The sequence below is a fragment of the Nocardia neocaledoniensis genome (assembly GCF_029868625.1).
Classification (GTDB): Bacteria; Actinomycetota; Actinomycetes; order Mycobacteriales; family Mycobacteriaceae; genus Nocardia; species Nocardia neocaledoniensis_A.
Window position 1 is genome coordinate 22,197 of sequence record NZ_JARWOJ010000381.1, and the last position, 22,283, is coordinate 44,479.

Annotated in this window: 22 protein-coding genes and 3 pseudogenes; 18 read left to right on the top strand and 7 right to left on the bottom strand. The window is 60.9% G+C overall.

Annotated features, from left to right (window positions below):
- Positions 1–979: 979 nt before the first annotated feature.
- The 6 genes and pseudogenes from QH270_RS30185 to QH270_RS34760 all read left to right on the top strand — a co-directional run.
- Positions 980–1,624 (top strand): TetR/AcrR family transcriptional regulator, encoded by a 645-nt coding sequence (locus QH270_RS30185; protein WP_022565909.1) that lies wholly within the window; start codon positions 980–982, stop codon positions 1,622–1,624.
- Positions 1,625–1,721: 97 nt separating this feature from the next.
- Positions 1,722–2,405, top strand: a complete 684-nt coding sequence (locus QH270_RS30190) for a TetR/AcrR family transcriptional regulator (protein WP_432420453.1) — start codon at positions 1,722–1,724, stop codon at positions 2,403–2,405.
- 43 nt (positions 2,406–2,448) lie between these two features.
- Positions 2,449–2,889 (top strand): PaaI family thioesterase, encoded by a 441-nt coding sequence (locus QH270_RS30195; protein WP_030204326.1) that lies wholly within the window; start codon positions 2,449–2,451, stop codon positions 2,887–2,889.
- Between the two features lie 8 nt (positions 2,890–2,897).
- On the top strand, positions 2,898–3,776 hold the full coding sequence (locus tag QH270_RS30200) for an alpha/beta fold hydrolase (protein ID WP_067488051.1): 879 nt from the start codon (positions 2,898–2,900) through the stop codon (positions 3,774–3,776).
- A 466-nt stretch (positions 3,777–4,242) separates the two neighbouring features.
- Positions 4,243–4,374 carry a transposase gene (locus QH270_RS34755; protein WP_369689850.1) on the top strand — a complete coding sequence of 44 codons (132 nt, stop codon included), beginning with the start codon at positions 4,243–4,245 and terminating at the stop codon, positions 4,372–4,374.
- Positions 4,375–4,646: 272 nt separating this feature from the next.
- A pseudogene (locus tag QH270_RS34760) lies at positions 4,647–4,799 on the top strand (IS3 family transposase); the annotation flags it as partial.
- Positions 4,800–4,812: 13 nt separating this feature from the next.
- Here the strand turns inward: QH270_RS34760 and QH270_RS30205 are convergent.
- Entirely contained in the window at positions 4,813–5,340 is a 528-nt protein-coding gene (locus QH270_RS30205; protein WP_245655558.1) for a hypothetical protein, read from the bottom strand.
- 825 nt (positions 5,341–6,165) lie between these two features.
- Here QH270_RS30205 and QH270_RS30210 point away from each other — a divergent pair.
- From QH270_RS30210 to QH270_RS30255, 10 genes are all read left to right on the top strand, one after another.
- A complete protein-coding gene (locus QH270_RS30210; protein ID WP_019050175.1) occupies positions 6,166–6,900 on the top strand; it encodes an ABC transporter permease in 735 nt (244 codons plus the stop codon).
- A complete protein-coding gene (locus QH270_RS30215) occupies positions 6,901–7,767 on the top strand; it encodes an ABC transporter permease (protein ID WP_067488053.1) in 867 nt (288 codons plus the stop codon).
- Between the two features lie 66 nt (positions 7,768–7,833).
- Positions 7,834–8,826 carry an MlaD family protein gene (locus tag QH270_RS30220; RefSeq protein ID WP_022565902.1) on the top strand — a complete coding sequence of 331 codons (993 nt, stop codon included), beginning with the start codon at positions 7,834–7,836 and terminating at the stop codon, positions 8,824–8,826.
- Positions 8,823–9,839 (top strand): MCE family protein, encoded by a 1,017-nt coding sequence (locus tag QH270_RS30225; protein ID WP_022565901.1) that lies wholly within the window; start codon positions 8,823–8,825, stop codon positions 9,837–9,839. The genes QH270_RS30220 and QH270_RS30225 overlap by 4 nt, the downstream gene beginning before the upstream one ends.
- 107 nt (positions 9,840–9,946) lie before the next feature.
- The gene (locus tag QH270_RS30230) at positions 9,947–10,867 is read left to right on the top strand and encodes an MlaD family protein (protein ID WP_167353357.1); all 921 of its coding nucleotides are present in this window, start codon (positions 9,947–9,949) and stop codon (positions 10,865–10,867) included.
- A 2-nt stretch (positions 10,868–10,869) separates the two neighbouring features.
- A complete protein-coding gene (locus QH270_RS30235; protein ID WP_067645227.1) occupies positions 10,870–11,973 on the top strand; it encodes an MlaD family protein in 1,104 nt (367 codons plus the stop codon).
- Positions 11,973–13,061 (top strand): MlaD family protein, encoded by a 1,089-nt coding sequence (locus QH270_RS30240; RefSeq protein WP_247607242.1) that lies wholly within the window; start codon positions 11,973–11,975, stop codon positions 13,059–13,061. The genes QH270_RS30235 and QH270_RS30240 overlap by 1 nt, the downstream gene beginning before the upstream one ends.
- Positions 13,058–14,014 carry an MlaD family protein gene (locus QH270_RS30245; RefSeq protein ID WP_280347682.1) on the top strand — a complete coding sequence of 319 codons (957 nt, stop codon included), beginning with the start codon at positions 13,058–13,060 and terminating at the stop codon, positions 14,012–14,014. The genes QH270_RS30240 and QH270_RS30245 overlap by 4 nt, the downstream gene beginning before the upstream one ends.
- 30 nt (positions 14,015–14,044) lie before the next feature.
- Complete coding sequence (locus QH270_RS30250) at positions 14,045–14,677, top strand: hypothetical protein (protein WP_022565896.1); 633 nt, start codon at positions 14,045–14,047, stop codon at positions 14,675–14,677.
- A gap of 139 nt (positions 14,678–14,816) precedes the next feature.
- Positions 14,817–15,614 (top strand): alpha/beta fold hydrolase, encoded by a 798-nt coding sequence (locus QH270_RS30255; protein ID WP_067488063.1) that lies wholly within the window; start codon positions 14,817–14,819, stop codon positions 15,612–15,614.
- Positions 15,615–15,668: 54 nt separating this feature from the next.
- Here the strand turns inward: QH270_RS30255 and QH270_RS30260 are convergent, their stop codons facing one another.
- The 3 genes and pseudogenes from QH270_RS30260 to QH270_RS30270 all read right to left on the bottom strand — a co-directional run.
- The gene (locus tag QH270_RS30260; protein ID WP_022565894.1) at positions 15,669–15,872 is read right to left on the bottom strand and encodes a putative NAD(P)H--quinone oxidoreductase; all 204 of its coding nucleotides are present in this window, start codon (positions 15,870–15,872) and stop codon (positions 15,669–15,671) included.
- A 273-nt stretch (positions 15,873–16,145) separates the two neighbouring features.
- Positions 16,146–16,619: a hypothetical protein gene (locus QH270_RS34765; RefSeq protein WP_022565893.1), complete on the bottom strand. Its 474-nt coding sequence runs from the start codon at positions 16,617–16,619 to the stop codon at positions 16,146–16,148.
- Positions 16,620–16,921: 302 nt separating this feature from the next.
- Positions 16,922–17,059 (bottom strand): annotated as a pseudogene (locus tag QH270_RS30270) (DoxX family protein); the annotation flags it as partial.
- Between the two features lie 117 nt (positions 17,060–17,176).
- On the opposite strand from QH270_RS30270, the gene QH270_RS30275 reads away from it, so the two are divergent.
- Entirely contained in the window at positions 17,177–17,770 is a 594-nt protein-coding gene (locus QH270_RS30275) for an ImmA/IrrE family metallo-endopeptidase (protein ID WP_022565892.1), read from the top strand.
- Positions 17,771–18,047: 277 nt separating this feature from the next.
- On the top strand, positions 18,048–18,515 hold the full coding sequence (locus QH270_RS30280) for a hypothetical protein (protein ID WP_019050185.1): 468 nt from the start codon (positions 18,048–18,050) through the stop codon (positions 18,513–18,515).
- Positions 18,516–18,776: 261 nt separating this feature from the next.
- On the opposite strand, the gene QH270_RS30285 is transcribed toward QH270_RS30280, so the two are convergent.
- From QH270_RS30285 to QH270_RS30295, 3 genes and pseudogenes are all read right to left on the bottom strand, one after another.
- Positions 18,777–19,505: a hypothetical protein gene (locus tag QH270_RS30285; RefSeq protein ID WP_126405856.1), complete on the bottom strand. Its 729-nt coding sequence runs from the start codon at positions 19,503–19,505 to the stop codon at positions 18,777–18,779.
- 518 nt (positions 19,506–20,023) lie between these two features.
- Positions 20,024–20,942 (bottom strand): annotated as a pseudogene (locus tag QH270_RS30290) (IS5 family transposase).
- A gap of 381 nt (positions 20,943–21,323) precedes the next feature.
- The coding region (locus tag QH270_RS30295; RefSeq protein ID WP_280347686.1) for a tyrosine-type recombinase/integrase at positions 21,324–22,283 on the bottom strand (960 nt) is incomplete at its 5' end.

A 22,283-nucleotide genomic window follows, 5' to 3' on the forward strand; every position in this document is an offset into this window, starting at 1 on the left:
ACACAAAATCTTGGCCTGGTGTCCGGAGGCCGGGTATTTCGCAGCGGTAGCCGCTCACGTGTGGCATGGTCGGACAAAACTCTTGGAACTCGTTCCAGTAAACGAAAACGCTCGTCGCTGGCGCATGGTGGCTGTGAGTGATCCGGCGCCGGGCGAAGGCCGCGGCGCAGCGGAGTCTCCTGGAATCGCGGGCCCGTGCGCGCCATTTTCGTCCGTTAGCGAGGTCGAGGCCGGCGAGGCGGGAAGGTGTCAGGCGATCGCACCTGTGATTAGGCGTACGTCCTGGCCATGAATCGACGGGCAGAGGCCCCGCCTCGGGTACTCCGCGATGGCGATTGGAAAGCCGTCTAATCGCGTGGCCGACCACCGACAGGCACGCCATCCATGGTCGTGCGCACCAGGAGAGCGACACCGCCGGGGCGTTCGGCGCACGACCGAGGGCACCGGGAAACGCAGATCGTGCGGAGAGCTCAGACGTCAGTCTGCTGTGGGCGGGCAGTGAACAAGCCGCGAGCGTAGCGGCGTGAACGCAGGGGAGTGTAGGTCCGCAATGCTTGACACCGGGAGCGTGAACTGCGCCACCAAGTGAGGAAGCAGCCCCGAAACACGTGCGCACAAGCGAGACCGCCGCCGCCCACACCGCACTTCGGACACCGCTTCCAATGATCACTGCTGCAAGGCCAGAGCACTCCCTCTCCGATAGCGCCAGTCTCGAGGCGACGACATCCGACGATGAGGACCCGCGCGTGTTGGTCCTCATCCATTCGTTCGTCGTCAGCCCGGACTTGCACCGGGGCGCCCCGTTGCGAACCACAGGAACGATGGTACTCACCTAGTATGATCGTTTCAATGCCCACGTCAGGGGTTTGAAAGTATGGCGTACGGAGGTTCATTGGGTGCATACTCAACGGGCGACCAACGATCCCTGCCCACATGACACCCGGCGACGTTGCCCGGCTCGAAGGATCCGATCACGACGATGAACTACACCAGGTTGCTTCTGAAGGCCATCGCGGTGATCCGGACACCGTCGCCGTCTGGGACCTCGGAACGTATCCTCGACGCCGGGCTAAGGCAATTCGAGGTTGTCGGGATCAGCCGCACACGGATCGAAGACATCGCTCGTCGCGCACGGCTGGCACGTGTGACGCTGTACCGACACTTCCCGAGCAAGGGGCGCATTGTCGAGGCGGTGATTCTGCGAGAACTCGCCAGGTTCCTCGTTGAGTTGGAAGCAGAGGTGTCAAATCATCAGGATCTCGAGGAGAAGATCGTCGAAGGATTCGTTTTCACGCTGAAGGCAGTACGGGGGCACGCCCTGCTCAACAGGCTGTTGGAGACCGAGCCGGAGTCCCTACTGCCGTTTCTCACGATTGAGGCAGGGGGTCTTGTCGCGACCGCGTCGAACTTTCTGGCCGACCAACTCGCGCAAGAAGTTGATGCTGCCCGCACGGATGTCGAACTTCACGTGGTTTCCGAGCTGACTGTCCGCGTGATCCTGTCGTTCGTGCTGACCCCATCGACCCGCATATCCCTCGATACCCCTGAGGGTGCGCGCCGATTCGCGCGCCGCCACCTCCTGCCTCAGCTGCGTGACGACTCAGTCGGCGGTAGCGCGACATAATGTCAGATCTGTATCGCTGCCCGGCCGCAGAGATGCCGCACCGGTAGAGGACAGAGGGGGATGCGCTCCTCGACGAAGTAGCGGCATACTCGTTGTGGTGACGACGAAATCTGCACGTCGCGGCGCGCGATTCTCGGCCCGGGGTAGCACCCGGGATGCCCTACTTGATGCCGCAGAGTTCTGCTTCGAAGAGGTCGGATTCTCGGCGACGACGATGGAGGACATCGCTCGGCAGGCCGGCGTCTCTCGGGCCACCGTGTACCGGCACTTCGCGAACCGTGAATCGGTGGTCTCGGGCGTCGTCCTGCGGACGGCTGGCCGCTACCTCGACGGGATTGGCGGGCCACTCGCCGGACAGCCTGATCTCGCATCTGCCGTGCTGGTCTTCGTAGAGACCACTGTTCACGCCGCCAGCCGAGAGAAGTCGATTTCCGCTCTGTTCGTCAGCGATGATCGCCTCGCTGGAATCGGTCTGACAGAGTCCACATCGGTCGCCCTCTTCGAACTCGTCACCGAGTTCCTGCGACCGGTATTCACCCGTCACCGCGATGACCTGCAGCCGGGGATCTCAGTGGACGACGCCGCGGAGTGGATCCTGCGGACGATCCTCAGCCTGCTCACCGTGCGCGGTCCGAGACGACGCAGCCCTGCTGGCCTCCGCGCGTACCTTTGCCGCTGCCTCCTGCCTGCCATCGTCGTACCAGCGTCTACCGAATTGGATGGGCACCGCGGTCACGACGACGTGCAGATCGGCAATGCAGGTGACACAAATCTGCAGTAGTGTCACCTTGGGGCAGGTCAACGCAGAGACGGAGGAGGCTCCGATGGAATTCCCGCAGTTCGACCCCCGAGTTGCTGGGCAGGTGCTCGGCGCAGCAACGGATGTGGGCGGCATCTCGGCTTATCTCGGATTTCGTCATGCCGAACTGAGCGCCGGTCGGTTGATCGCCGAGATGGAGGTGCGAGACGAGCTCCTTACCCCCTTCCGTACATTGCACGGTGGCTGCCTGTCAGCCATGGTCGACCATTGCCTGGGTGTTGTCTTTTATCCGGTGATCCCGACCGGCTGCTGGGTCGCGACAACCGAGTTCAAGATCAATCTTCTGCGGCCGGTCACGGCTGGCGTATGCATCGCCACGGCAGATGTCATTGCCCTGACCAGGCGATCGGGCGTCGCACGCATCGACATCACCAACGACGGCAGGCCAGTGTGCGCCGCTCAGGGAACGGTTACGATCGTCAGCGACGGGGGCGGCAGCTCGTGACGGATGGCATGATCGAGATGCAGGTACTGGCTCGTGACGGAATCACGCTGGCGGCCGACTACTATCCCCATGGTTCCAACCAGCAGGTTGTGATCCTGCTGCATGGAGGTGGGCAGAGTCGTCACGCCTGGACCACCTCAGCGCTCCGCCTGCGCGATCGCGGCTACACAGTAGTTGCATACGATGCACGTGGGCACGGCGACAGTGACTGGGCCCCCGACGGACGATACGACGTCGAGCACCTTGTCGATGACCTGCTCATAATGCGAGAACGATTCTGCACCGAGGACGCGCCCGCGGTCGTCGGAGCATCATTGGGCGGGATGACCGTTCTTGCCGCGCACCTGCTTGCGCCCCCCGAGCTGTGGGGAGCGGTGGTGCTGGTCGACGTGACCCCACGGATGGAGTTCGATGGCGCTCGACGCATCGTCTCGTTTATGTCCGCGCATCCTGACGGATTCGCGAACCTCGAAAACGCTGCCGACGTCATCGCGGCATACAACCCGCACCGCGAACGACCGGTGCGGCTTGAGGGCCTTTACAAGGTACTGCGGCAACGAGCCGACGGTCGATGGGTGTGGCGATGGGATCCCGCCTTCATCACGAGTCGTTTTCAGGCGTTGCAACAGGACGCGTCTGCCGGTGCCGAGCAATTCGACACACTTGTAGAATTGCTCGTCGCGGGTGCGGGTAGAGTCGTCGCGCCGACCCTGCTCGTGCGCGGTGCCCTGTCCGATCTGGTATCGCAGGAGACCGTTGCAGAATTCCTGGAAATTGTGCCGCACGCGGAGACGACCGATGTCTCCGGAACTGGCCATATGGTGGCAGGAGATGACAATGACGCATTCACGCAGGTTGTCACCGACTTCCTCGGACGCACCCTATAGGCCCGATCGCTTCCGGCGGTTGGATGCTGGTCATGGCGTCTTTGCGCGAAACCATTGCCAAGGGAACGACTGCTGACGGGCTGTTCTCTGATTGCAAGAAGGCACATCGCGACTTGCAAGGCCAGGCGGCTGAAGGGTGAGAGGCCCATCAGCCGCATATGACGCTGGCCAGAGATAACGGGAGAGGCGCGGACTCCAGGTCGCTAGCGATGGCCAACTGGCGATAGTGCGCGGCCTGGGCAGCATTGCATGTGCTCTCCGTTCGTCCTACTTGTGCTGGCACCAGCCTTGCCCCTTTGAGCCAGTTCGGGCAGTTTGGAGACCAATCTCAACCGTGTCACAGAATGACGCCGGGCCGTCGGCGAGCCGTCACGGGTTGAGGACCGCCTTGGGCTGTCTCGGAATTCTGTCCGCTGAGTTGTGAGTTTCCAACCGTTCGATGGACGGATCTCCGCTCGTGCCGATGATGTACTCCCCACAATTCCGTGAAAGCGCTGTCGCTCTGGTCGTCGATAAAGGACGCAGGGTCGCCGATGTCGCCCGTGATCTGGAGTCACCGAGGCCACGCTGTAGCGGTGGAACACCAGGCCCGCGGTGAGGCCCCCGGGACATCCATGGACGAATCGGCGCAACTGAGGGCTGCGCTGAACAGGATCAAGCAACTCGAGGAGGAGCTGCGAGCGACTCGGGGTTGGCCGCGAAGGTTTTCGACGACACCACGCTCGGCTCAAAAGGCGGTCCCCGGGTGTCTCGACCTTGACCGGGCAAGGAATCAGCATCCGCACCACCAGCCGTGTGCTCGGCGTGTCCGAGCGCGGCTACCGTCATCACCGCAACCGATCACCCAGCCAACGCCGACTGCGCCACGAGATGCTCGCCGAAACGATCCGGGCTATCCATCTGGCCTCCCGTGGCCGCTACGGCGTGCACCGCATGCACGCCGAGCTCACTATCGGCATGGGTATCGAGGTTGGCTCTGGACAGGTGCGCTCGATCATGAAACATCTTGGATCCAGGAGTCGTCGCAACGGCCGGACTATGAAGCGTCCATCAAAGCAGCCAAACGTTGGGCTGGTGTGTCGCAGTCGAGAATTTTTCTGTGGACGGCCGGTGAGTTCCTCGGCGACCTCGGTTCTGCCGCAGAGTACCATTGGTGTCTTTCGTTGCTGCCGCGCTGCCGCAGTGCGCCGGGATCGGCGAAGAAGACGCGAATGTCGGTGGCCATGGGAAAGGGATCGGTGCTCGGCTGTCTCGGCATCCTGGTCCCAAGTCGCGGTGCGGTGGGGGTCGCGGGTAGTTCGGTGACGGCGGCGATGAGGCTGTCGCGGACGACTTCGGCGGTCCGTTCGGCACCGGGGTGTCCGAGGACGAGATAGCGCTTCAGAGTTTCTGGATCGAGGAGCCAGGAACCGGGCCGCTGCCGCGGGAGTTTCGCCTGACGTCGGCTATCGGTGGGTTCATCGGGCTGGAGGCTCGACGCCGCGTCCGACGCCACGGGTGTATATGCGGAGCAAGACGCGATGTTCGATACCTCGAGCTCTTCCGCAACCGGCAGCGGCGTCATAGCGGCATCGGAATGCTGACCTCGATGGAGTACGAGAACGCAACCATCGTGGCGTGAGGTCCACGGCTCCGTGAAACCAGGGTAAGACCAGACCTAGAAGACCGGCCGAGACGGATTCCATCATGGCTGGCGGAAGCACTCGCGCCCGCATGAAGTTAACTGCAGTTTTGCTTACGCCATCTCGGTCACCTTGCGCGAGTGATGATGGGCCAGGTCTTCCCCGGACCGTTCTCCCGGCAGATTCTGCTGTGTATGCATGGAGACGGCCCGAAAATGGAGTTACGGGAAGGCTTCGAGGCGGTCGTGCGGCGATGAAGGGGCATATCGCGGTCGGCGAGACCGCGCTGATGGGTCTGGCGTGTCGGCGAGCTTGCATCCGGTGGAGGTCGCGAGCGACTCGAAATCCATCGCCAAGCGGCGATCGTCGGATCGGATCGCAAGTTTGCGGACCGATTGCTGTCACGCATCCGTTGGAGTCTGATGGTCTATTGACAGGGTGTGACCCAGGACGCATACTCGTACCTCGAGTATCTAGTACTTGCCGTAGCACACATGGAGGTGGCGTGGTCGTGATGGCGCACTTGGCCGCAACTCAGCAAGGCACAGCTTTCCGGCCAACACCAGCCGAGTGCGTCGGGTGCAAGATCGGCCGAACCGATGCGTTCTTTGCGCCCGCCGCGATGTCGGACAACGATGCGAGAGACGAGATGGGAATCTGCCGTGGTGCCTGCGCGTAGCGAGTTGTCGGCGTCGGCCCGAGTAATTCGCGAGAATTTATCCGGAACAGTGGTCTCTGGCCTCCGAACGTTTGGTCGGACTACGCGGATGGCGTATTCAGCCGCGATGGGTGCCGCGAGTGACATTGCCGGATTGAAGTTTCAATGGCGTGAGGCGCTGTATCAATCCTGGTACTTGATTACGGTTACCGCAATTCCGGCAATTCTAATGGCCGTGCCATTCGGGGTTATCGTCTCGGTTCAGGTCGGGAATCTGATCCATCAGATCGGCGCAGATTCGCTGCTCGGTGCAGCCGGCGGTTTGGGGGTAATAAAACAGGGCGCCCCCATGGCGACAGGATTGTTGCTGGGCGCGGCTGGCGCGGCCGCGATCGCGGCCGACTTGGGCGCCCGCAACATCCGTGAAGAGATCGACGCCATGCGAACGATGGGCATAAGTCCTATGCATCGCCTCGTGATTCCCCGGATGGTGGCGATGATTCTCGTTGCACCGATGCTCAATGTCTTGATCATCTTCGTAGGGGTCGTGGCGGGATATGCAGTCGCGGTCGGTCCTCAGGGGGTGACGCCCGGCAGCTATTGGGGAACCTTCGGATCCTTCACCGTAATGGCGGATATCGGCGTGTCGATTGTCAAGTCTGTGCTGTTCGGCTTCATCGTCGTGATGATCGCGTGCCAGCGGGGTCTTGAGGCCAAAGGTGGTCCACGTGGAGTAGCGGATGGCGTGAACGCGGCGGTTGTTCTCTCCGTCGTCTCTGTCGCTGTCGTGAATCTATTGGTCACTCAGTTGGTCTCAATGTTCCTTCCAACAAGGCTGGCATAGATGTCGGAGATGAAGTACACCCCCCCGCGGCTAGTGAAGGCCCGGCGAACAGCGACGTCACTCGGGCACCGTGTCGTTCCGGTGGAGCCTCTAGGTTTCGTCCTCAATTTCATCTGGCAGGCATTGTCGGCGATACCGTTCACGCTCAAACGATATCGAGCGGAGACAATGCGCGCGATCACGGATATGACGTGGGGGCAAGGCTCGATCATCGTGGGCGGTGGAACGGTCCCGATGCTGGTGGTGCTGGGACTGGTCATCGGCGGCTCGGTCGGCGTCGAGTCATTCGCGACTCTAGACCTCATCAGTATGGGGCCGGTGTCAGGCATTGTCTCAGCCTTCGCCAACACCCGAGAGCTAGCGCCGATCGCGGCAGGAGTCGGATTCGCCGCACAAGCTGGGTGTCGTATAACCGCCCAAATCGGATCGATGCGGATCTCAGAAGAGATCGACGCCATCGAATCGCTTGGATTGCGATCGATTCCTTTCGTTGTAACGACCAGGATTATTGCCGGCGCGGTGGCGATCGTTCCGACTTTTCTTATCGCGCTAATCCTCAGCTACGCGGCGTGCCGGACTGTGATCGTCCAGCTGCACGGCCAGGCCGCAGGTGTCTACGATCACTACTTCTATCAATTCATCAGCGGGTGGGATATCACTGCTGCTGTGATCAAAGTTCTGGTATTCGGGACGGCTGTCATCTTGATTCACAGTTATCAAGGGTTCTTCGCGACAGGCGGGCCGGAAGGCGTCGGAATTGCGTCCGGCCGTGCCGTCCGGGCAAGTTTTGTGGCGATCATCGGTCTAGACATGGTATTGACCATCCTCCTGTGGGGTGTCAACTCCGCGATCGAATTCACAGGGTGAGCGCCGATGTCTCGATATGAAATGCCGGGAGTATCGGCAACAAAGCGATCGTCGATTATTGTCGGTATGGTCGCCGTGCTGACGGCACTGTCAGTAGCGGCCGCTTGGACAGTTGGCAATGCGGCCCGCGGCGACAACCGAATGCTCGTGGTGTTGCGCACCGAGAAAATCGGAGACGGCGTCGGCGTGGGAACGCCGGTGCAGTTCGACGGTGTCGGCATCGGTGCCGTCACTGCCATCGGCTCAGGTGATGGGGCGAAACAGGTGACTTTGATGCTTGATCGAACAAACTCGAGCGGGCTCACCGACAGCCTTCTCGTAGACTACTCGCCGTCTAATCTCTTCGGTATCAGCGAGGTTGCGCTGAAACCGGGCGTTGGGGGCACACCCCTGCGAGACGGCGTTGTTATCGACCTGACGGGTCCTCGATCTGACAGGCAGCGAGATGCGACCATGGGTGTACTGATTCGGACAGTCGCGGAGACCACGGGAAGCCTCCTTACCCCGGAACTCACCGACGTGCTGGTGCGGGTTGCTACAGCGGCCCGCCAATTCACGCCACTGATGGAGGCGATTGTGGTATCCGGTCGGAACGTCGCTGAGACACGCTCTGTGCCGGTCTCGGCATTGCTGGAACAGTACGGCTCGATGCTTGTCGGCAGCGCATCGATGATCGACGGCACGGTAGGCCTGATATATCGACTCACCACCATCGAGATTCTGAATAACCAACGCGAACTATTCGACGCCACAGTCAGTGTTGTAGGCCAACGCTTCTTCCCCGCCCTCGCGGGAACGCTATTCACGGCGCAGGCGCATCTGTCAGAATACGCGGCAATGCTCACGCCGATTCTTGCAAGTGGCAGTCGAATGGTTTCGACGCCTGGTGTTTCGAGCATGCAGCTCTCCGAGATACTGTCGCGGCTGGATCGGTCGTTCACGTCGACGCCTAGTGGCCCGGTACTGAGTATCAAACTGATTCTCGATCTAGTTCCCGCGATTGCGGCGTCATCGCCGGAAACGTTGGTTCCGACACCGTATTTCGGGGGTGGTCGATGAACAGGCATGGCAGCCTATTGGTGGTAGTCGCGAAGCTCGCGGTTTCTGTAGTCGTGATCGCAGTGCTGCTCGCAGCAATCGCGCAGACTGTGCAACGCCCGGTCTCAGGAGGGACTAAGCAGTTCTCATCGGAATTCGTCGATGCGAACGGTCTCAAGTCCGGAGACGATGTTCGGATGAACGGTGTCCGCATAGGTAAAGTGCTTTCGATCTCACTTGAGGATGGTCGCGCAATCGTTACGTTCATGGTCGAACGCGATCGGCATTTATACGAGAACACCGTCCTAGCTATACGATATCAGAGTCTGGTGGGCCAGCGTTACGTCGATGTTCAACAATCATCGCCAGTCACTGCGGAGTTGGCGGCAGGCAGTAGGATCGGGGCTTCCAGAACTATCCCGTCATTCGACATCACAGCTCTATTCAACGGGCTGGAACCGGTTCTGAGCGAGTTGTCGCCAGCAGCAGTAAATAAGTTCGCTACTAATATGATCGCCGCTATAGAAGGAGACGGCTCGGGTATCGGTTCGGTTCTCGACTCTATCCAGACGTTGTCCAGCTATACGATGGACCGACAGGCAGTGATTACCGCGTTGGTGGCTAATCTGAAAAAGATATCTGACCATCTCGGCGGTCGATCCTCACATCTGGTGCAGCTTGTTTCGGAGCTGTCGGTGGTTGTCTCAACGCTACGTAGCAAGGTGGATGGAATCGTCGAATTCGCTCTTATGGCTCCAGACGTGATCGCGCCGCTGAACAGCCTTCTCGACGCGATTGGGTTGACTCCTGGTAGCAATCCGGACGCCGATACACTGCTGCGGACAATATTTCCAGATCCTCAACAGGCAGTCGAAGTACTCCGAAAACTGCCAGCGATGCTCCAGACCCTGAATAGTTGGATTCCGTCCGATAGTCCTGTCGTGAACCGAAACTGTTCGAACGGGAACGTCGACAGCCCGGATCCTTTCCAGGTGATGATCACGGGACAAAGGATATCGATATGCAAAGGATGATAGCCAAACTAGTCAGCATTGTCGGGAGATTCGCTGGCTGGGCGCCAACGGCTGCCTCATCACGTGATTTGCGGGAATTGCGATGGGGCGTCCTCGGAGCGTTCCTTATGGGTGTCGCGTTGCTAGCGAGCGTTTTGGTGTACGTGGTGCCATTCGGCAAGTCGACGTACTGGGCCGAGATGTCGGAACTCGGGTCCATTAAGGTCGGCGATGACGTCCGTATCGCCGGTGTTCCGGTCGGTGCTGTGAAATCGATTGAGCTGCGTCGAAAGGACGTCCGCGTGAGCTTTACGATTGACGATGATATTTTCATAGGCGATCAGACAAGTCTCGACGTCCGAATGTTGACTCTGATCGGTGGGCACTATCTCGCCGTGACATCAGCAGGGACTTCATCGCTTCGCGCCCCGATACCTTCTGATAGAGTGCATCTCCCGTACAGCCTCGGTCGGACCTTTCAGGACGCAGCACAGCCGATCGCGGATATTGAGGGCGATACCTTACGGCAGAACTTGACTAACATGAACCGCGCGATCGTTTCCGGGCCGGCAGGGATCCAGCGAGCAGTCGATGCGTTCACATCGCTCGTCGAAATTCTCGACCGTCAGAGTCGGGACGTGTCGGAAACGCTTGCGATGGCCGACGAGTACATCAGTGCGATCAATAACTCGAAGGCGATCCTCGGGGAACTGATCGCAAGTGTCAACCTTATGGAGACGGTGGGGCTCGGCAAAAGGGCTGAGATTTTCGAGGCAGTTCGGTTGATGGAACAGCTTCTGTCTCGGATCGCAGCACTCGAGCCGGTGTACCGGTCAAGGCTGGATTCCATCGCCCGAAGTCTGGCCGAGGTCATACCCGAACTGAACCGTCTAGGCGAAGGTATGGGGCAGATCATCACAAGCACTCGGGACTTGATGTCGAGACTGCAGCCGATCGCTTCCTCAGAAGATGGCATCGTTATTGACCAGTCTGCATCGGTTGTCGTTGCGCAGTCGGTTTGTATTCCCGTCCCTGGAAAGGATTGCTAAGGATGAATAGGATTCTGGCCTCCCGCGGCCTCATATCCCTCCTCGGCGTCGGGGCTATGTGCACGATATTGGTTGCTGGGTATTTCGCGGTACTCAACCCTCCGAAGGCGATGCGGCACTACTGCGCAACCATGCCGGACGCAATTGGACTGTACACCGGAAACCACGTCACCATTCGTGGCGTCAGAGTTGGCACGGTGACGCACATCGAACCTCGTGGCGAAGCGGTGCAGGTTGATTTCGAGGTGGACGCCAACCATTCGCCGCGTGGTGAGGTATCGGCCACTACCCTTTCAGACACCATCGTTGCTGATCGCTCCCTGGCTATTCTCGACAACAGCGAATCCGATGCTGAATGGGATCCCCGAAAGTGCATTTCCCGTACTTTGACTCCGAAAAGCATGACACAGACACTCGATGCGTTGGGTGCCCTCGCAGCAGAAATCGACAATGGGAGTGATCCGGAACAGCGCGGGCAGCTATCCGAGGAAATCGCCGCACTCGACAGCTCGTTGTCCGGCACAGGTCCGAAAATGAATGAAATAATCCGTACACTCGACCGGGCGCTCGGCTCGTCCAACGCTGCCGCCGGACACCTCGGAGCCCTCATAGATTCGCTGCACAGCTTGATGAATAGTGTCGCGCGTGGATGGGGAGATATCGAATCCATGATCACCCGTCTGGCGCCGGGGCTGGCGGTGATCGACCACGGAATCTTCGCGCGAACAGTCTCGATCATCGATTCATTGCGAATTATCGTGCCATGGCTGAACGAAATCACCACTATGTTTGGTGACCAAATCCTCCAAGGTCTCGATGCGACAGTTCCCCTCGCGCGCCTCGCCAGCGCGAATATCGGTACAATGAGGGACATTGTCGACATGGCGCCCCCGCTGCTGCAAGCCTTCGGGAACGTAACCGACGCGCACAGCGGTCGACCCGTTCTGACGTATGCAACCCCTAGGGTGGCCATGCCCCAAGCTGATGCTGACCGAATATGTGCCGCGATCGGCCTGGTCGCACAGGGCCGTTGCGATACTGCTGAGGATGGTTTGACGAATGTGTCTCTGATTCCCTTGGTGCTCGGAATGGCGGGTGCGCGATGATGAAACTGCGAGTAGACGCGGTGGCCATTTCTTCCCGGACCCGCCGGACGCAATTCGTGACCGCGGCCGCTGTGGCACTTGTATGCCTTGTCCCCGGCTGCGGATTCGATCCAGCTGCGATTCCTGTCCCTGGGACTGGGATATCGGGGGACCGCTATAGTATCCGAATCGAGTTCGCCAATACGCTAAACCTGCCGTCACAAGCACGAGTGACGGTCGACGGTCTGCGTGCCGGAATTGTCCGCGATGTTGCGGTGATCGATGCCGGGAAAGATAACGACGGATATGTCGTGGTCGACGTGGAAATCATCGAATCGGTGCGGTTGCCTGTTGGAACTACGGCTGAGCTCCGCCAGCCGACCATTCTGGGTGACGTCTCCATAGCGTTGATCACCCCGGAGGCCGGCGGAGGTGGCCTCATCGCGCCGGGCTCCACAATCGATCGAGGACAAACTAAGCCGTTGCTTCAGGTTGAGGACACCATGAACGTCTTGGCGACCTTTGTCCAAGGGGGTGGAATACAGCAGGCTCAGGAGATCATCAACCGCGTGAACTCGGTGCTTCCGGCGGATACACGGGAGACTGCCTCGATCTCGGAAGTGCTGGGTGCCGATATCGAAGACTTGGCACAGCACCTGGATGCTATCGACGGCTTACTGGGTGGACTGCGGGCCAGTACCGATGCTGTCCTGAGCCGAACACCCGAATTGGAGTATCTGCTGACAGATTCTGGAGTGGATCAGGCGGCTGCGTCGATGACGTCCATGATCGGTTTGATCACACTGTACGATGGATTCACGCTACTGACAGATTCCCTCCGATGGATCGGTCCGCTGGCGCAGTCAGGCGACGCGGCTGCCCGTGCTTTTATACCACTCCTTTTCACGTCCCGTCCGTTGGACCTCTCAGCCCCGTCGAACTTGAACAAGATCATTGCGCTGTTGCGCGAAAAGGTCATTCCATTCGTGGAGCACGGACCGAAGGTTAATGTTACCGGCCTTGAGACTGCCGAAGGCTCTCCCGGATCCGAAGCCGACCGGATCGCTGGAATTCTATCGGCATTGCGGATGATCGGAGCAGTGCGATGAAACTGAGTTCGGCACTATCCCTCGTTGCTATCATGTCGGTTTTGATTCTGGGCGTCGGTTATCTCACATTCGGTGTATTGCGAATAGATGTCTTCAGTGACTCGATCAACGTGACGTTGCGTGTTCCCCAGGCGGGAAGTCTGCTAGTGGGTTCACCGATACTCCTACGTGGTGTGAAGGTGGGAGAGATCGCGTCGATAGAGAAAGCTGAACGCGGTGTCGAAATGCAACTAGCCCTCGAGTCGAGATACCGAATTCCGGCAACAGGGACCGCGACAGTCGAAGACCTATCAGGTCTCGGTGAGCCTTATATCGAGTTCGTGCCGAAGAACGGCGCCGGTCCCTACCTAACCGATGGCCAGCGCCTCGACGCGGTGCAAGTAATACTGCCCCGTTCGATTCCAGACGTGGCGCAGACTGTTACGGGTCTGCTTGAACAACTGAATCCGCAGGCGATCAGCAACATCGTCAAGACGTTGGATCAAGCGCTGACGGGAACAGACACCGTTATGCCGAGGCTGGCAGCCTCGACGACACTGTTATCGGAGACGATTCTGAGTAGGTCGCCCGCCATCCGCAGCATCCTCGTCGATCTACAGACGATGGGCGCGGACATGGCTTGGGCCGGGCCCGGGATGGCAGCCGCTGGTCCCTTGTGGGACGAGGCAGGAATGTGGGGTGCTCTCATCGCCGATTCCATCGCCCGGCTGGCCCGTATCGGCACCATGCCGGACGACTACTTGCAAGGCAACGGCGTCGTGCCTTTCCTCGGCGAGGTCACGGAATATCTCAGCCGCATTGGACCCGACTTGCAAGAATTGGCACCAGCCGTGCAACCGCTGGCGGACAGCGCGGCGATGTCCATGCCACAGATAGACATAAGCGATTTGATAGCACGTGCTCTCAGCGCGACTGGAGACAGTGCATTGAATGTGCGTATCGGCATCAAATAGGACCGAAACACGCTACCCGAGGAGATATTCATGCCCGTAGAAACCGCTGACAACATCGACGGCAGAGCGGAGACCGTATCTAGTAAGTTGGGTACGCCGGCAGAGTCGGTCGTAGCGAACAGGAACCGGTTTGGTCCGGGAAGAACGCTGTCGGTGGACTTGCGCTCGATCATTGTCGGAGCGATAGTGGTAACACTTGTCGTTGGGATGTCTGTTAGCTTTCTGTTGTGGCTCTCTACGAGGAATGAGCTGCGAGAAGCTGACTCCATTGCGTCCGCGGAAAAGAGGGCTGAAGAAGTAGCCTCCGAGTACGCTGTTGGCGCGTCCAATATTGATTATCAGAACTTCGATGGATGGGTACGTAATCTGAAATCGAATACTTCCCCCGCCCTAGCGAACAAGTTCGACCTCACTGCTCCGCAGCTCAAAGACATTGTACTTCCACTTAAGTGGACTTCGAACGCGACCCCAATCGCCGCGAGAGTGAAATCAGAAGACGCTGGTGTTTATGTTGTGAACGTCTTCTTGAGTGTGACATCGACCAGTGCGCAGACCCCGGAGGGCGCGCAAACAACTGTCACCTACACGGTGACGCTAGACAAGAACACGGATTGGAAGATCACGGATGTCGGCGGTGTTGACATGGCCCTTCCGGTCAAGTAGCCAGCGACACTGTCAGTAGTAGGGAACTGAAATTATGACCTCGAGATCTACGATCTTTGTGGCTCCCCGAAAATACATGCTTGAGCGGGACTCTGGGCCTGCTTTGCATATCGCCGAGTGGGGATCGACGAGCCCGAGAGTGACAATCATCCTGGCACACGGGCTGGCGCTTTCTCATGGGAGTTGGGAAGACGTCGCACAACTCGTCGTCACGGCGGATCCCACCGTGCGTGTACTCGCCTATGACCATCGAGGACACGGGCAGTCGCAATCTGCTCCAGCGAGCCTGGAGCTTCTCGCCGACGATCTCGCTGCAGTCATCTCCGCATATGCACCCGTCGGCCCGATCGTGCTCGGCGGTCATTCCATGGGCGGAATGACATTGATGGCGCTGGCCGAACGCGACAGCATGGTGCTCGAAGCGCGAGTCGTCGGTGTCGCGTTCGTGGCGACTGGAGCCGGAGATATCCTCGGACGACTGATGCGCCGCGGGTTCTGGTCATGGTTGGTATCGCTGGCGTTGACTGTGGCACCGCTTCTCGTGATCCCTTCCCGGCCGCTGCTCATCGTGCGACAGCTGACACGTGCCGTCTTGTTCGGGTACCGCCCATTCCGCCACGACCTGAACCGAGCGGTAGGGCAGCTGGCGAGCAGCAATCCTCGCAGCGTCGCACAGCTGGCTCGTTCGATCCTGTCCCATGATCGGTACTCGGCACTGGATCGATTCGACTGTCGTGTCGTCGTATTCGCAGGTTCGCGCGATCTGTTGACTCCCGTTTATCACGCTCGTGCGATACACCGTCGCGTACCAAAGAGCGGCCTGGTCATCTTCCCGAACTCCGGGCACTTTCTACCCTATGAACGCCGCGGTGAGATTGCGGCCCACCTACTGGGATTGACAATGCCAATGGCGTACTCGGACAGCGACGTTGCATAGCGGCATCGGAGGCTCGAGTTCGTCGTAGGCCCAGGCGGTGTCGCCGGACAGCTCTTAGGTCTTGTCCTCATGCCCCTCGGTGGTGACCACAACGGCGATGGCTTCGGTCAGATCCCGGCGCGACGCCGAGGCGACCACACCGTCGCCGGTGCTCGACAGCGGCACACCGGTCTCGCGAACGGTGGGGATGTCGCGGCCGTAGTTCTCGCTGTACCGGCCGTTGCGCAGGATCGTGTACGACACCCCGCTGGCACGCACGCGTCTTCGGTGGGCAGGTGCATGGCCGCGGTCGACAGCGCGGTGTCGTCGGCGTTGAGGCCGCTGGTGTAGATGATCCGCGCGGCACCGGCTTTCGCGACGGCAGCGATCTCCTCGGTGTGCTGGCGGTCGCGGTTGGCCAGGTCGGTGCCCGAGACCAGCACGAACATATTCACCGGCGTAATGGTGGTGGGGTCATCGTAGTCGATGACCGCGGTGTGCACCCCTCGGGCGGCGTGGTCAATGATCTTGGCCAGTCGCGGGCACCGGCGATCACCTCGGCGGGGTCGGTGCTGCGGTCGAGGACGGCTTCGACGGCTGCTCGGCCGAGGTGACCGGAGGTAACGGTGATGACGATGGACACAGGTCTCCGTTCAGGTTTCGACGGTGGTCAGTTGCTGATGGCGCCTGCGCGATGCAGGTAGCGGCTCTCGCCGATCTGATCGGCGGTGAAGGCGGCGATGCCGGCGCGGGTGATCGCGAAGCCGAGCTTGTCGGTGCCGAAGAACCTGACCGGATATGGCCCTTCGGTGCACAGTCCTTGGGGGCGATGAACCGCACGATCGTCCAATCCAGCCCCGAGGACATGATCTGGTTCGACATGCCGGTGATCTCCTCGTAGGCGCGGGGCATGAACGTGCGCGGCATGAACTCGATCAACCGGGTGATCAAGGTCGGGGACCCCTGCGGGTCCAGTACCGCAGGAGTGGCGTGGCCGACGAAGCGGCCCACACCGTGACGCTTCATCGCCGCCAGGATGTGGCTGGTGCCCTCGATCAGCGGGGTCCCGGTTGGCTTTGCGGTCCATGCTCGGGCCCAACGCGCTGATCACTGCATCGGCACAACATACTGCGTCCTCGATCGCGCCGCATTGGAAACCTCGCCGACCACGACTTTCACTTGCTCACCCCAGCGAGAGGGGATCTTGGCGGGTTGTGGGCGTAAGCGGTCACGGTGTGCCCGGCCGCGAGCAGCCGGTCCACCATCAGCGAACCGGTGGCCCGAAAACGGTGACATTCATACGAGTCCTCCTTCGGGAATCGGGGTGGTCAGGAGGCGTAGGGGCCGAAACGTCCCCAAGTGACGAACACCGCGGCTGCCAGCAGGGCCAGGTTGAACACGATCGCGGCGGGCTCCTTCCAGCGCGCGTGGGCCACCATTGCCAGCGTCATGATCACCGCGAGGCCGACTGCGGCGCTGAGACGTCGATGCCTTCAGCTTCTACCGTCGCAATGCTCCGTTCGTTTTCTCGACACCACCGCCGAGCGGCTACGGTTCGATGCACCTCACGAGCTCGGGCACCTATGTATTCACTGCACTCATGCTGTGCGCACGGGCGCGAGGCGGAAGCTGCGGCGAATCAGTTCGCCAGCGCGCTGCTCATGCCTCGCAATGATGTTCTGGCGGTGGGTCTGCGAAACCCGAGCGTGGCGCAGATCATCCGTGCGAAGGCTCGATGGAACGTCTCCGCGACAGCGCTGGCGAACCGGCTGCATGCGCTGGGTTTGATGACTGACTGGACATATCGCGCAGCGTTGGTGGAGTTGAGCAAGCGTGGATTCCGCTCCGCGGAGCCAGGCTCGGCGCTTGTACATGAATCGTCACAGGTGCTGGATAGAGTGCTCGCCGGGCTGCGTGGGCAAGGGATGACGGTGCGCGACATTGCCAAGGAGTTCGGTCTCACTCCCCAAGGGGTGACCGAGTACCTGTTCGGACTGACGATGACCCAGCACGAGGGAAACGGGTCGCGGACGGTCGCGGATGGATCGCCTCGCCCGCGCCTCACTGTCGTGCGAGATTACGTATCTGCTGGGTACACCGTGAGAACCTTCGTGCTGAGGGCCGTGCGCACAGCGGAATCTCTCCGATTTCTCGGCGTGCGCACGGGGCGGGTGTAGATGCGCACGGCCAGCTGCACTGTGTGCGCGGCTGAACGGGGCGTGCGCACGGTCTCGATCCTGGGTGTCAGCGTGCGCACGCGCCCACAGCGGCGGCGTACAGAAGCAGTCGAAGTGGAACGGGTGAACCAATCGTGCGAGACATGGCTGTCGCTCCGGTTCTCGACGTCGGCGCGCCGAGTCTGGCCAGCGCCGTCCTCGTCGAGCCTTCAGCTGGCGCTGATCTGTCGGTGGCCATGGCTATCGTTGTGCAAGCTCACCGACTAGGAGGTACAACGTGACTTCTGCCGACCTGAATACCTGGGCCAACAACTTCTCTGCACTTCGCGACATGCTCGACAACTACGAGAGCGAAGCGGCAAGGATCAACCCCAACTCTCCGAACCAAGGCACGAGCCAGCTCGTTGCCTTCCAGTATGGCACCTGCCTCTCCATGCTGGATCTCGCTCCGTGGCAGCAGAAGCCCGCCTGGCTCGACGCCGTGGAGTTCGGGCCGACCGCAGGCAACGAGCATAAGCTGCTCGCCTCCCGCTACGTACTCGAAGCGACTTTGAATCACGTCGACAACGTGCCGCTTGAGCAAGCGCGCACCGCTTTGCGTAACTCGGCTGACCGGCTCGAACAATTCGCTACTCGGTGGGCTGAGGGAGGGGTCGATTCCGCTGAGCTCGACGCGATTGCCACCGAGCGCCGCGCCCTCGCCAGTCGCGCCAAGAAAGCGGCTGCGGCCGTTAGCCAGCAGTAGTCCCACGGGGCAGGCCCGGGCGAGAGCGTCAAATCGCGTGGGCCCCGACCCCTGCGGGAAGAACGTCTACGCCTGACTGGTTGTACGCCGCGCCCTGGGTGTCGTCGTCGCAAGAACGCGACGGATCGGACCGTACCGGGCACGATGTCCCGCGTAGGGACTGATGCTTCGCTCGCGAAGAGCAACCGAAGGCGCCCTCCAAGGGAGCCTTCGGCGTATTCAGGACTGTCCTTGACAGGCTCGGGAAGAGCACTGAGCTCGCTAGATGATCTGGGACCCGATGGCCAGCACCCTGTCCGCAAGTTCCTGGCCTGCCACGTCGGCAACCTGCACACCGAACGGGACCAGTGCTGCCTTCAACCAGTTGAGCCCGCGCTTGATCCCCTTCTCGGTCAACGTGTCGACATCTTCGAGAAGTTCCGCGCGGTCGACGTCATCGATGCCGGGGGCGTATTCGATGTCATTGCGCAGCTGGCTGATCGCCGTCAGGACGTCGTCGAGAGACGCCCCCTGTGTAATGGTGGCGTTCATGGTGTGCCCCTGCCCGCCGACAGCCTGGTTGCCGACGGTCATCGCCCCGTAGTTGTCGGCCGAGATGTTGGTGACCGGCGCGATGGGTGCAGAACCCCCATCGATCAGGTACGGATGGCGCGCGGCGGCCCGACCGTTGGGAGTGATTTCCACGTGGTAGAACTCTCCGTCTGCTCGTTCGGAGCCCTTACAAAGACCAATCTCAACCAGATAGTGTGTTGCTTCGCGGATCTCGCCGGCAGACAACGGCCCGCTGAAGTCGTCGGCAACATCTGAACCAGGGTTCGCAAGCCGTTCGAGAACGCGGCGCAGCGCGAGCTCGTGGCGGTACGTATCACGGGCGATGCGAGCCTGGACGCGTCCTTCGGTTGGCAGGTAGAAGTCGAAGCTGCCTTCGGGGTCGCCGCCAATGGACAGATTGTTGTGGATAGCGCCCTGCGAGACCAGTTCGTCGAACACAGCCCGCGAGTCCTCTGACGGTACGACCTCGATAGGCGCGGTCGATCTGGCTTGGCCCGCGAAGACCGAGGACACCGTGGATATCCGAATCGACTCCCCCACAATGAAGTTGCTAACCGTCGGCACCGCAGGCAAGGCCCGCTCGGGTCACTGCTGTGGGAAGTTTGGCAGGATTGCGCTCGCCTGCGTAGTCGAAGTCCTCACCACCCGAGACGGCGGTCGTTGCCGATGTCATGCCGAGAATATTCGCCGAGAACCCCGACATGTGACGAGGACTTTAGCGCATCTGGCCCCTTGCACACCTGGTCGCTGGACCATACGCCCAGCGCTGCCGACGGTGGCCATCAGGAAACGAGCGTTCCGTTCGTCCTCGGTGAGCGTTGCCAGGTCCCACGCGACCTCAGTGTTGCTGGCGGTAGGCGATCCATTCGCCGACGTGGGTTCCACGCAGCATCACCTCACGCTACTGGGTCGTCTGCGGGACCGGCTGGGGGGATGGTGATCCCACTATCTCACCACTAGGTCATGTCTCCCAGTAGCTTGAGCCATTCGACTGTCAAGGCCATGACGATCCCGGCCCGGTAGGTGCAGGCCAGCTTGTCGTAGCGGGTCGCGACCCCACGCCAGTGTTTGGCCTTGTTGAACGCCCGCTCGACCACGTTGCGGCCCTTGTAGGCATCGAAATCGAACTGGGGCGGGCGTCCGCCTGCGCGTCCGCGGCGTTTCCGGTTGGCGACCTGATCAGACCGTTGCGGGATAACCGCAGTGATCCGCCTGCCTCGCAACAGCTCTCGATTCGCCGCCGAGGAATACGCCTTGTCAGCGAGCACCCGATCGGGGTTGCGGCGCGGCGAGCCACCGGCCAGCCGCGGTACCCCGATCGCATCGAGAACTGCTGGCATCATCGGCGAATCTCCGGCTTGGCCTGCGGTGATCAACACCGCCAGACCACGACCCTTGCCGTCGGTGGCCAGATGGGCTTTGGTAGTCAACCCACCGCGAGACCGGCCTATCCCGTGATCAGCCGGCTCATAACTCACCGTCCGGGCCGGGCACCGCGCCGACACCTCGGCGGGTATTGGCACCGTGCTGATGCACCCGCACGATCGTCGAGTCGACCGAGACCACCCAGTCGAGATTCCCGGTCGCATCTGCCAACGCGGTCAACGCGACCAGCACCCGATCCCAGGTCCCGTCCTCGGCATAACGGCGGTGACGCTTCCATACCGTCTGCCACGGACCGAACACCTCGGGCAGGTCTCGCCACGGCAACCCGGTCCGCAACCGGTACAGCATCCCCTCCACGACCAGGCGATAGTTGGAGAAGTTGCGACCAACCCGACCATCCGACTTCGGTAGCAGCAGCTCGAGCAGTTCCCACTGGTTATCCGTCAGAACCTGATGCCGATCACCGACAGCCGCCGCCACATCGAACATGATGCCCGACCCGATCACCTACCAGGCGAAAACCGGGGAACACGATTGGGAGACATGACCTAATTCGGCTGGAGACGCCGTTGTGGAGAGTTGTCCAGCGTTTCCGATCGTTGTCGTGGCGAAGCGTGTTTGCCCAGGTGGGGGTGCTGTTCTGGTAGTCGACAGTTATCCAGCGTTGGCCATAGTTGCCTGTGCTGCGCGCTCGGAGAAGGTCAGGGGTTCGATTCCCTTAGCTCCACGTATGCGCAGGTCAGCCTATGTTTTTAGGCTGACCTGCGTTTGTTTTTGTCACCATTAACTCCCCACTAATTCTGTTGGCGGGCTTCCATGGGTTCGAGTTCGGGCGATCTTCTCGGGTTCCTGCTGCTGATGTACTGGCAACTATCGGGCAGTGTCGTTCGGTAGTTGTCCGGTGATCGCGTGGTTGAGTACATCGGCGGCGGCCTTGTGTGGGCGTCCGCGTGCCATGTAGTGGCGTTGGGTCATCGCGGGGTCGACGTGGCCGAGGACATCGGCAGTGACACGGGCCGACAGGCCGGCGTCGTCGAGGATGGTGGCCACGGCGTGGCGGAAACTGTGTGGGGTGATGTCCTCGGCGAACCCCAGGGCTTCACGGACACGCTGCCAGCCGTGTCCGACGTTTTGCGGGTCACGCAATGTCCCCACGGCCGAGGGGAACACCAGATCCAGGACCTCGATTCCGGGGTCCGGAGGAGAAGCCGGTCGCCGGTTCGCCACCGCGGCTTTGCGGCGTTTGAGCATTTCCACCGCGAACTCGGGCAGTGCGATGGTGCCGGTCCGGTTCTTCGGGTCATCTTTCCTGGTCACACGGACCAGTCCTTTGCCCGCGACGCGGACGAGTTTTCCGGTGGGACGCAGGGTCGCTGCGTCGAGGTCGATGTCGGTCCACAACAGTGCGAGCATCTGGGAGCGGCGCAGGCCGGTGGCGGCGTAGAGGGTGATTATGTCGGCGAGGTCGGCGCTTTCGCAGTAGGCGGCGACGGTGGGTGGGGTGTATGCCTTGACGGGTGTGCCGCGTTCTCGTTCGGCTTTGGCGAGTTGTCGCGGGCACAGGATCTGGGAGGTCCGGACGGCGGAGAGGATGTAGCGCAGTTCGTCGGTGGTGAGGTCGCCGGCGCCGCCGGTGCGGCCCTTGGCTTCGATGTTTTTCGGCATCTGGACTTCGCGGACGGGGTTGATCTCGAGGGGGCTGGTGCGGACTGCGTAGCGGAACATGCCCGAGAGCACGATGCGCCCGGTGCGCATGTTCGAAGGCCCCCTGGCTTTTCCGACGTCGGTGAGGAAGGTTTCGACCGCGGAAGTGGTGACTTCGAACAGGCG